Raw genomic sequence first — 10,782 nt, forward strand, 5'->3', positions numbered from 1 at the left:
CTTTCACGCTTAGTCATAATGTCACCTGTTTTAGTATCGAGATGATCATACATCACCTCTTAATCAGGTGGCCAAATTCACTATGCCACTACATATTTACTAGTTTCATTGTTGCGTTGGTTGCCACATATATTAGCTTTTGGCTATTCCCTGGGGACGAAAAAGATATACAACCAGACCAAACCACTCTTGATGGTGCAAACGAACATATCGGGCTTATCGTCTTTAAAGCAACCGCATTGTGTGTTGTTTTGTACGCGCTAATATCATCTGGAAGCTCTCAAACGCTATTGATCGCAATAACATTTGGCAGCATGATTAAGCACCCAGTTAATCAAGACAGTCATTCCTTTGGGCGGTATCGAATTATCACTACAAGCCTAGGGATCTTGTTTACTATTCCATGCATGCTTGCAGTAGCCACAGGTGCACCTACTTACGTTGTACTTGGCGTTACCATCTTTTGTGGCCTGCAACTAGCGTGTTTTGCAATACGTCGACAGACACACTTAACCATCTATCAATTGCTTTTTACTAACTTCACTGTGCTGACTTACCAGATTATTAACAATACGGGCATCGAATCATTTTCTGCTCAAATGACTCGATTCGTCTCTATTTCTATCGCTATAGTTCTAGGGGTACTGGTTCTCAATTTATTTAGATCAGAGCAAGAGGTAAAATAACTGCAGCCTCTCTTTCTTAAACTAAAGCGGCTGAGCGATATGAGCTTTCTCATTGAACGAAGCTTGAATAAGTAAAAAAGCATCGATTTTATAATCACATACAGAAGATTACTCCCTCCCAATAAACATTAACGTCCAATCAGAAGAGAAGAATTTTTCAAGTAAAAAACAAGACTCGAATTGAGTCTTGTTTATAAATGTGGTCTGGATGAATACGGTTATGGCGTCGCTTTAAAATCGCGGATTAGCTTCTCCCGATACGCCGTAACAACCCTCATGATAGAGTCTTTTACATCCCCTATTTGCTTAGAGGGTTGACACCAAAGGCCAAAACCAAACTTAAAGCCTTCTAGTAATTCACAGACTTCAGCGGGCTCTATATCATTATTAGAAAATTCCGAATGAGCCAGCGTTCTAGGAAGAATCGCCCACCCTAGCCCTGCTTCAACCATTTTTACAACAAGAGCCAGCTGATCGACTTCTTCATGATTCGAACTGACGATAACTTTTTCACCCATTCCTTCTTCAATGAAAGATCGCAACACAAATTGCTTGCTATTCCTCAACGCAGTTAACACTCGGTCGGGTGCCATAGAAGCCAGTTCACCACCTTTCTGGACAAAGGGAACAAATTCAAAGTGACCTAAAAACGTCGAGTCTAGACTGTGTATTGCACGGCTATCATGTACATTTACAATACCGAACTGATACTCACCAGTCGCTAAACCTTCTTTGATCTCGTTACGGTTACGAACAAAAAAGTTAACTCGCATCATCGGAAAATCTGCCGCTAATTGAACACGAAGTAACACCAGCAAACGATGTGGGATAGCACTAGAATAGGCAATGCTGACACTCTCTAAGCCACCATAAGCAAGGCTCAATGCGACTTTGTCGAACGTACGGGCTTGTTCAATTGTTTGCTTTGCATAGTGGTAAAGAAGGCGAGCATCTTCAGTGGACTCTACAGAACGGCCAACCCTATTAAACAAGCTCACAGCAAGTAGATCTTCTAAATTCGTAATAACCTGCCCGATGGTTGTTCTGTGCTTATTCAATTTTACAGCGGCTTTGCTAAACGAAAGCTCCTCGTAAACAGCAACGAATGCCAATAGTTGTTCAAGACTAAAATTCATAGGTTTTCTTATATCTTAGGGCTACATGGCTAAACTATCACAAGTTATTGAGAATGCTAGCTCGAAAGAGCGACGGTTGACTCGAGGCTTTTATCTTCATCATTAGATACGTAGTTATTCCGCACGTAAATGCGAAAACTTATCGCACTCACACTCCCCTTAAAGCACGTTCGACATCAGACGTAACTCATTACGAACTCTCTAAAAAAATACATTGATGGATTTGATCCTACAAAAGCGATTATTACATTTGTAGGATTTCTCTTATCTTTGCATTCATCAAATAAATAGAGAAAAGCACTATGAACTCAATGCCACATGAGCTTGTGTGGGGTGAAGTTTACTTCCCACCCTTGTTGCTGGTTATTGCATTGGCTTACATTCTCACCATTTTGGTTGGAACCGTTGCAACAAAATTAGGGGTACACAAATACGTTGCGTTTCCAGCACTTGCTGAGCTGAGCCTAATTGTGATTTTTACTGGCGTTATTGGTCGATTCATAACCATCTTTTGAGGCAAATTCCGTGATAAAACGTTATCTAATCACATTTTTATTACTGTGTTCCGCTGGCACTGTGATTTTCAGTTACTACCAATCATACTCAAACAATCCTTGGACTAGAGATGGTCATGTCAGCGCGTACATTGTGTCTATAACGCCCCGTGTAACCGGGCAAGTCATCAAGGTATATGTTGAAGACAACTCCCAAGTTAATGCGGGCGACTTACTGTTTGAGATTGACCCAAGCATTTATAAAGCGTCTTACCACAAAGCCCAGGCGGCTCAAAAGCAAGCCATTGCGTTGTTAGCGAAAGCCAAAAATGAAGAACAACGTGCACTGGAACTAGAAAAGCGTACACCTGGCGCGGTATCGGTGCTGACGTTGAACAATTTGAACAACGCCGTAGAGACAGCAATCGCAAACGTGGAGCTGGCGAAAGCAAACGTCGAAGAAGCAAAACTGAACCTTGATTACACCAAGGTGTACGCTCCAACAAATGGTTACATCACCAATTTTAATCTGCGCACCGGCTCCCAAGTTGTCGCAAACTCACCAGTTGTAGCATTAATTGATGAAGACAGCTTTTGGATCGAAGGCTATTTCAAAGAAACGGATTTAGTTGGTGTTGATCCACAAGATAAAGCATACGTAACCTTAATGATGCACGACGAAATGGTGCTAGAAGGCAAAATCAAGAGCATTGGTTACGGCATCGCGAAGCAAGACGGTAGTACAGGTAACGACCTTCTGCCTAATGTGAACCCTAACTTTCAGTGGATACGCTTAGCTCAACGCATTCCAATTAAAGTGAAATTAGACAACTTACCAAAAGATTTTCAACTACACGTCGGTATGACGGCATCCATCAAAATCATCAAACAATAAATGCGGTGAAATGTATGTTTAATGCCTCAACCAAAGAAGCAATAAAAGCTGCACTGTCTATCGTTATCGCAATCTGCCTCGCCTTATGGTTTCAATGGGAGAAACCCTATTGGGCAGCGATCGCCGTCGCGGTAATGGCATTAAATGAAAGCTTCGCTCACTCGATAAACAAAGGTCATAATCGCCTAGTGGGAACCCTACTGGGCATCGGCTATGCCTTTTTCCTCATCACAGCATTTTCTCAAGATCGCTTCTTGTTCCTGACTTTTTTTACCCTATTTTTAGGTGTATGCATTTTCATGTCGAGCGACGAAAAGTACGGTTATGTGTTCTCCATAGGCTTTGCTGTGTGCTCTATCATCGCTTGTATGGGAGGGTTTGATAGTCAAGTGACGTTCCATTTCGCAGTACTTCGAATGCAGGAAACTATTCTTGGCATCATTACCTTCTCCGTTGTTTATCGTTTGGTTTGGCCAGTGAATACTGAAGAGAATTTCATTCAACGCTTTGAGAGCAGCCGTGAGGTGTTGCTTAAAGCTATGGACAAACCAAATGACATTGATATTGATGCGCTTGAAACCAACACAACAAACATTGAGAAGATGTGCCAACTACTGGGATTACCGCTCACAGGCAGTTACCACCTCAAAGAACATCGAAAACTGTGGCATCAGCGCCTCGAAGAGATGAAACGTATTCAAGAACGATTACTTGAACAAGTGGAAAAGCCTCACTGTGATGATATTGACTGGAAACCTGTGGCTCAAAACCTGACACTATTTGATATCACTCAGCCAACCACGCATCTAATTGGTCGTACCTTATTGACAGAACAAGTGAAACAGAAAACATCTTGGCATCGTGAACACCGGACTTTCATACAGCATTTGAAAGAAGACCGCAGAAAGGTTTTACAAGGCCTATCGATGTTTATCACCTCGTTATTGGTTTGGATTTATCTCCCTGTACCAGGTGGGTTTATCTTCCCTATGTTGGCCGGTGTCTTTTCATCAATAGTACCTACAATGCCTCCTAGCGTTGTTAAAGATGCCTTCTTTGGCGTTTTGGGAACAGGTTCAGTGATACTGCTGCAATACATCTTCTTGATGCCCATGATGACTGAACTCTGGCAACTAGGGTTATTTTATTTCATCAATATTATTTTGATTTGGGAGGTATTTTCTACACCACAGCTGATGATCCATAGGGTCTTAGGCGTCAATTTATTAGTGGTATTAACCTCAGGCGCACTTAACTTGACCCCGGAGTATCGTATCGAAACACCTTTACTCATGCTGGTAAACATCATGCTCATTTTGATGATCGCCAAGTTATTTAATGACCTGTTTCATCCCCGCGTAACCGCTTAAACAAGCAATTAAACTTAATAAGGAAATGCTTTGAACAGTGGGTTAGATCAAATTACGTAATGGCAAATAACACTGCCCGAAAAGGTAAAAATTAAAGACCAAACCAACACACTTTGAACAGGAAACATATGAAATATCAGCAGTGGGAATACTTTAATATCACGAAGTGAGAATAATATTTGAGGTTGAAGATCCCAACATGTAGCTAAAGATGCGCCTCTTTTGAGCCGAGGATGCTTGATCAAATATTCAGCATAGGATGAATAAACCGTCCACAACCCTAACAGCCCAAATAACTCGATGATAGAAATAACTTCCAGACTAAATGGCAATAGTGAAGGCCCACCAATGAGCAAGATAATTGCGAAGATCCACATCTTATTTTTCATTACACATCCTTGTTGCTGATTTACGCTTATGTATTACCAATAACAACACCAAGTAAAAACTGTTGGCCATAAAAACGCAACCCAACGTTGAACTTTTCATGTCAAGCGCTGGGTTGTGTTTTTTTAAGTACTTTTAAATGTAAAATCAGTCAGTTAAACTAGATCGAAGGACAGTTTCCTTTTTCTGCCATGTCTACTTTTAGTACTTCTGCTTTACCTTTGCTTTCGTCCACGAGTTCTACGCCCGCACCACCAACAAATACACCCATTTTAATGTATTGATTAACGAAATAATTACGGCCCTCTTCCGTTAAGATAGTTAAGTGATTTTCAGAAAACTCAGACTCTGTACTTACTTGATGTTCTTTATTGCCTTCGACCTCATGGTAGAAGAATACACCAGGAGCTGTTTCACCAATACATTCCCCATCGACGTAAACATACTTTTTAAGCGCTGCTCCGACAAAAGCATCTTCTCGATAAATGTAAATCCCTGCGTTCCCCTTTTGAGGTGCTTCAAATGATTTCATTTGATTTGATACTGTCGAATCAACAGTAGGAACAGAAGCACAACCTGATAAACCCAAAAGGAATGCGGAACAAAGAATTACTTTATTTTTCATATTATTAACCTAGCTACGATAAAATCGCGCCAACCATACTATAAACAAATACATTCACTTATTGGTATTTTTGAAATTTGTGATTCAACCTATGCAATAGCACTCATTTAACGTATAGATTGAGCAAACATTAGCCATATAATAATCACGAGAATAAAATGCCCTGTATCTAACGATCACTAAATGCCACTTTACTCGCTAGACTGATAAGTAGAATACCTGAAACACCTTCAAGAGTTCTTGAATAACGCTGAGAGTGTGGACGACTAAATACCCAATTACCCACAGATGCGTACAAAACGTTACATGTCGTCGCAAGTACGCTGAACAGCAAGCCAAGTAGTAATAATTGCATTGATGTTGAGCTTGCAGACGTATCAATAAATTGAGGCAGAAACGAGAGAAAGAATAGCGCTACTTTTGGATTCAAGACGCTGACGATAACCCCCTGAACAAACACATTTTTATTATTATCAACATTTTTGTTTTCAACGATTTTACTTTCTCCACGCCACATGGACAGTAATGACTGAACACCTAAATAAACTAGGTAAGCGGCCCCTAACCATTTAACAACGCTAAAAGCCAAAGATGAACTCAGAATTATTGCTGACAAACCTAAACATGCCGCTAGTGTATGAAAAAAGTAACCAACACCAAGCCCAAGAGCCGCTTTCAGCCCAGCAGATAATTTACCTTTCATTGTATTGGAAACAATATAAATTACATCAGGTCCAGGAATCATGTTGATAGCGAGACAAGCGACAACAAATAATAATAGTGAGTTTGAATCCATTCTTTTCTCCAAATTAACGTCTTGCGGGATAACATCTCATCGAACTATAAGTAATGCAACGTCTAGGTTTCCGTTGGTTATCAAGGCGTTGACCGTAGTTCATTAACGTGCCTGCCATCGCAGGCCCGGGGCTAGCTATAGCTGATACGACAATCAGTGAATAATTTATCCCTTCCATTTTTACTCTAAGCCTCCACATGAAGTTTTATCAACCCTTATCGCGGAATACTTTATTGAATGTACATCAGAAGCGTAATCCTGATTAAAGCACCAAGTGTCACGAATCAAGCTGGGGATTCTCTGATATTTTACTGCTCCAAAATAACATCAAATCCACCATAAATGAGACGCTTTCCATCAAAGGGCATTGGGTTATTCTCAGGACTCATTCGAGGATCACCCATGATCCGCTGCCACCCTGAGTCTCGCACTTCTTTTGAAGGCCAGACTACCCATGAAAACACAACGGTTTCGTTGCTTTCAGCTTTAACTGCCATGGGAAACGATGTGATCTCACCATCTGGAACTTCACTTCCCCACGTCTCAATAACCTTTAAGGCCCCAAACTCCCTGAACATTTCTGCTGCTATTTTTGCGTGTGCGATATACTTTTCTTTATTCGCTGTCGGTACTGCAGCGACAAACCCATCAATGTATGACATAAGTAAACTCCTTTCATTGGAGTTATAACCATAGCTCAATAAAAAGAATGCACATGATGCCAAATCATAGAAGCAGGTACGTAATACAGCTTGAGAGCTACATTCCTAGCTTGGACTTGATATACATATTTGAAAGGTATGTGTTTGGATCTAGCTTAGTTAGCGTATTTATAATTTCCAAAACGCTCGAATACTCAATACGTTCCTCTTCTGCATGCCCGATCCCACCTATTGTAAAGTGAGTAAAGCGGTAATCACGATAAACGTTTTGAAGCTGGCTAGAAATATCTTTGAGTAATCTTTTACTGAGGCTGAATGCAGGGTACTCACTATTTTCTGAAAGCTCTGCTGTAGATCCAATAGATACAATATTGCATTTATCGTTAAGTGAACCTAAAGCGTTAAGTTCATTGACTAAATTAAGATACCCTATCGGGCCAACATTCATAAACTCAATCAGTTCGTTTGTTGTCAATTTTGAAGACTCTCCCCACATCGACGCCAAATAAACTATGATGTCAAACTTTACACCTTTGAAGCACGTGTAATCTGGTTTTTTCTCCGGACTAACATCAATACGAACAGAAGCTACTCCATCCTCAACTAGCTTTGATCTAGAAATAGTATAAGTTTCTATACCCTGTAAGTTCGTAGCCAAGAACCTTCCTAGACCTTTACTACCTCCAACAATTAAAATCTGCATAACCCTGTTCCTTGGTTAAGATTGTCTTTCCTATTATCCGCCAAACTGTGCATTAGGCATCACTTTAACGTTTCTATTGCCCTACTTAGTTCTATCTTCAATTTCATCGAATGGTTCGACTGAAATACGCTCTGCAATTTCACTCATCTTCTTCATTTTTTCTGGGTTACTAGTCTCCCAAAACCGCTCCCAGTCTTCACGTGTTCGCCACTTGGCAATAGTTAAAACCTTTTCCGGTACATCGTAAGAACGAAGCATAAAACTACCAAACGCCCCATCTACTGACTGATGAATTGAATCTGTCGTCGTACGCCATATATTTTGAAACTCATCCATTTTTTCACTTGGCACACGCCATTCATACACAACTCTAAACATAACACTTCCATTAAAATTTCTAGATTTAATACGGCAAAGTATCAAGAACACTAAGCCAGGTTAATAGATGAATAAAGCAACATAGTAGAGCGTAGAGCCACCTGAAAAACAAAGCGTAAACGCTCTAAATCACTCCGAGGCGATTAGTCATGCACACATTCAAAGATTTCATATTGACGTTTAACATTGGTTGTTACTTTTCCCCAATGTGAGGCGTGAACTCTTTCTTGATGTTGTTTAAAAGAGGCTTTGTCGACGAACTCCTCATAGACATCAAAACGAAAAGGATTAGTCGAGCTTTGAGTCACAAGAAAAGTAAGGCAGCCCGGCTCTTCTAACGTGAGCCTTTTGTGAGTTATTAACGCATGCTTTACTAATTCTAAATCCTTTTCCGGAACTAAAATAAAGCCTTTCAATGCTACCTTCGACATATCATCCTCCCGCCCCTATCGTGTAGCGTTTCGCTAAGAAACAGCCAACACGCCCTCAATCTCAACCATCATATCGCAAATGTGAATCTCACCACGAACTAAAATGCCACGTGTTAGGAATCTATTTCGAATGCCCTATCGACTTACGAGCATAAGGTTATCTCAACCCTTTCTTTGCCTTTACCGATGTTCTTGCGTTTTAGTTGAATTTGGCCGACTTCTGATGTGCGCTTTAAATGAGTGCCACCGCAAGGTACTTGCGCAAACCCATCCACTCTCCAATACCTTCTTTCACTCTCTTGATCGGAAAAGTCACTAATAATAACTGAATCAGAGTTAATCAAATCTTGCACATCAGTTTCAATTGCTTTCAATAACGGACCAATACTTTCAGACCACTCGAAATCTATGCGGCTCTTATTTTCAGAAATATGCGCGCCTATCTTAACAATGCCTTCTCGACGCTGATAAAACATCTCGAGCACCACTTCGGCAGCAAAGTGTAGCTTCATTAAGGCGTATCTACGCTTCCAATCAATACACGTAGTTACAGTGTCACCAAGAGTAAAATTTGGAGAGGATTCCAATGTGTAAATAAGTCGAACACCTAACTTTTGAGCAATCAAAACCGGAATACCATTAATCGTTCCTTTATCACTCTCTTGGCCTCCAGACTCCGCAAAAAAGATAGTCTGGTCCAATTCAACTTTATTTCCGTCTACATTGGTCACTCTTGAGTTAAGTTCTGTTTGGTAGGGATTAACCCAAAATAATTTCTCGCTCATGCTGCTATCCTTGCAGTAAGTCCTATCCTTGATAGTACATTCAGTGACCACTAAGTCAATTCAAGAAACCTCACCGTCAAGTGTAAGGCTGTGTTGTATAGAGCACGAGCAGGCTAGACCTATTAGATACTTTTAAAGCCGGATACTAAACGCTGTCTAGGGGTTTAGCTAACAACCCATAAATTGCGGAATCTGAGACTACTCCATTCACTTCCCAGCGCTGCCTTAGGAAACCTTCCTTTATAAAACCTAACCGTTCCAAGACTTTACCTGAAGAAACATTGTCTGGATCTATCTCAGCTTCTATTCGACGTAGATTCAGTGTTTTGAATGCGTGTTCGATTAATGCGTTTCCCGCCTCTAGTACAATGCCTTTACCCCAGAAATTGCGACTAACGCCAAAGCCAATTTCTGCGCGCCTGGACTCTTTCACGTAGTTAAACAGCATTATCTTACCCAGAAGTTGGCCATTACTCTTTAGGAAGATGCCTAGTGTCATTTCTGTATTGCTATTCATGGCCTGTGTACTATTGGTTATAAATGTTAGAGCCTCATCAATTGAACCCCAAGGGCCAGAGTTCCAATATTTCATGACCTCATGGTCTGAGAATATGCCAAACAATTCGCTTGCATTATCTTCAACTAGCTCTCTTAGAATTAATCGTTCCGTTTCAATCTTAGTTACTAACATTTTTTGGTCAGCCTTTTGATTTGTTATTGGTGAATAAAAACCAACTAAAGTGTGATATACGTAATACAAATGCTCTCGTATAACACTTTTTAATAAGCTCAACGCATAGTAAAAGCGCCACTTGTCACGATTCTCAATTGAAGCAATTTTTAGACCTTCAAGTGCTTCAACAAGTAACCTTTGAACGCATCATAGTTTGGAATGAGTTGATCACGAGTCCTAAGTTCGGACTCAAAATAGGCCATATACTTTATTGCTTCATTTGGCGAAGTTTTACTTAGAAGCAAAGGAAGCAGTCGTATACGAGTGGAATAACTGAACACGGGCCAGACTTTTACATCTTCGCTTTTTAAACTCTCGATAACCCGCTTTCTATCTCTTAGTTTTTCTAACTCAATAGGTAGTAACTGTTTTACCATATAAGCGAAAGCTATAGGACTAATTGCGTCGGTATATGAATTACCAGTGATACTGCTCAACATGCGAGAAACACCACCAATACAACGCATTTCTCTAGGTAAGACCTTTTCTATATCTTTGTATTTAACCCCGAAGGAAGGGTTCAAAACAGTAAGCCCAAAGTTTAAGTGAAACCATTCGACATCGACCTTACCCACCTTGCGCTCCCATACTCCTCTAGATTTGATAACAAGTGGTCAAGTAAAACTGGCCACAGTTTTATAAGGGAACCAGAACTGTCGTTCTGACTCATTTGGTGTTAATCCACCGTTATATTGATGTGG

14 protein-coding genes and 1 pseudogene are annotated in these 10,782 nt (G+C 40.5%); 4 read left to right on the plus strand and 11 right to left on the minus strand.

From position 1 onward, the window contains the following. Positions 1-686 (plus strand): annotated as a pseudogene (locus B7360_RS24145) (multidrug DMT transporter permease); the annotation flags it as partial. Between the two features lie 218 nt (positions 687-904). Here B7360_RS24145 and B7360_RS24150 read toward each other — a convergent pair. Next, a complete protein-coding gene (locus B7360_RS24150) occupies positions 905-1,822 on the minus strand; it encodes a LysR family transcriptional regulator (protein ID WP_085344865.1) in 918 nt (305 codons plus the stop codon). 302 nt (positions 1,823-2,124) lie between these two features. On the opposite strand from B7360_RS24150, the gene B7360_RS24155 reads away from it, so the two are divergent. From B7360_RS24155 to B7360_RS24165, 3 genes are read left to right on the plus strand one after another with little or no spacing between them, the layout of a single operon-like run. Continuing rightward, positions 2,125-2,337: a DUF1656 domain-containing protein gene (locus B7360_RS24155; RefSeq protein WP_012841753.1), complete on the plus strand. Its 213-nt coding sequence runs from the start codon at positions 2,125-2,127 to the stop codon at positions 2,335-2,337. Positions 2,338-2,347: 10 nt separating this feature from the next. Beyond that, complete coding sequence (locus B7360_RS24160) at positions 2,348-3,211, plus strand: HlyD family secretion protein (RefSeq protein ID WP_085344866.1); 864 nt, start codon at positions 2,348-2,350, stop codon at positions 3,209-3,211. A 14-nt stretch (positions 3,212-3,225) separates the two neighbouring features. Further along, positions 3,226-4,581, plus strand: coding sequence for an FUSC family protein (locus B7360_RS24165; RefSeq protein ID WP_085344867.1), 1,356 nt, complete (start codon positions 3,226-3,228; stop codon positions 4,579-4,581). Positions 4,582-4,628: 47 nt separating this feature from the next. Here B7360_RS24165 and B7360_RS24170 read toward each other — a convergent pair whose 3' ends face one another. The 10 genes from B7360_RS24170 to B7360_RS24215 form a co-directional block, all read right to left on the minus strand. Next, positions 4,629-4,970, minus strand: coding sequence for a hypothetical protein (locus B7360_RS24170; protein ID WP_074191397.1), 342 nt, complete (start codon positions 4,968-4,970; stop codon positions 4,629-4,631). A gap of 158 nt (positions 4,971-5,128) precedes the next feature. Beyond that, positions 5,129-5,593: a DUF2846 domain-containing protein gene (locus tag B7360_RS24175; RefSeq protein WP_005397344.1), complete on the minus strand. Its 465-nt coding sequence runs from the start codon at positions 5,591-5,593 to the stop codon at positions 5,129-5,131. Between the two features lie 169 nt (positions 5,594-5,762). After that, positions 5,763-6,389: a LysE family translocator gene (locus tag B7360_RS24180; RefSeq protein ID WP_085344868.1), complete on the minus strand. Its 627-nt coding sequence runs from the start codon at positions 6,387-6,389 to the stop codon at positions 5,763-5,765. 308 nt (positions 6,390-6,697) lie between these two features. After that, on the minus strand, positions 6,698-7,051 hold the full coding sequence (locus B7360_RS24185; RefSeq protein WP_012841750.1) for a DUF1428 domain-containing protein: 354 nt from the start codon (positions 7,049-7,051) through the stop codon (positions 6,698-6,700). Between the two features lie 97 nt (positions 7,052-7,148). Further along, a complete protein-coding gene (locus tag B7360_RS24190; protein WP_085344869.1) occupies positions 7,149-7,754 on the minus strand; it encodes an SDR family oxidoreductase in 606 nt (201 codons plus the stop codon). Positions 7,755-7,835: 81 nt separating this feature from the next. Continuing rightward, positions 7,836-8,132 carry an antibiotic biosynthesis monooxygenase gene (locus B7360_RS24195; RefSeq protein WP_085344870.1) on the minus strand — a complete coding sequence of 99 codons (297 nt, stop codon included), beginning with the start codon at positions 8,130-8,132 and terminating at the stop codon, positions 7,836-7,838. Positions 8,133-8,275: 143 nt separating this feature from the next. Then, positions 8,276-8,563, minus strand: a complete 288-nt coding sequence (locus tag B7360_RS24200; protein WP_085344871.1) for a putative quinol monooxygenase — start codon at positions 8,561-8,563, stop codon at positions 8,276-8,278. Between the two features lie 143 nt (positions 8,564-8,706). Then, complete coding sequence (locus tag B7360_RS24205; protein ID WP_048626488.1) at positions 8,707-9,348, minus strand: alanyl-tRNA editing protein; 642 nt, start codon at positions 9,346-9,348, stop codon at positions 8,707-8,709. A 145-nt stretch (positions 9,349-9,493) separates the two neighbouring features. After that, positions 9,494-10,039 carry a GNAT family N-acetyltransferase gene (locus tag B7360_RS24210; RefSeq protein WP_085344872.1) on the minus strand — a complete coding sequence of 182 codons (546 nt, stop codon included), beginning with the start codon at positions 10,037-10,039 and terminating at the stop codon, positions 9,494-9,496. A gap of 149 nt (positions 10,040-10,188) precedes the next feature. Then, positions 10,189-10,656, minus strand: a complete 468-nt coding sequence (locus B7360_RS24215; protein WP_101911972.1) for a hypothetical protein — start codon at positions 10,654-10,656, stop codon at positions 10,189-10,191. Between the last annotated feature and the right edge of the window lie 126 nt (positions 10,657-10,782).

This window comes from Vibrio sp. ArtGut-C1 (genome assembly GCF_002105475.1).
Taxonomy (GTDB): domain Bacteria; phylum Pseudomonadota; class Gammaproteobacteria; order Enterobacterales; family Vibrionaceae; genus Vibrio; species Vibrio diabolicus.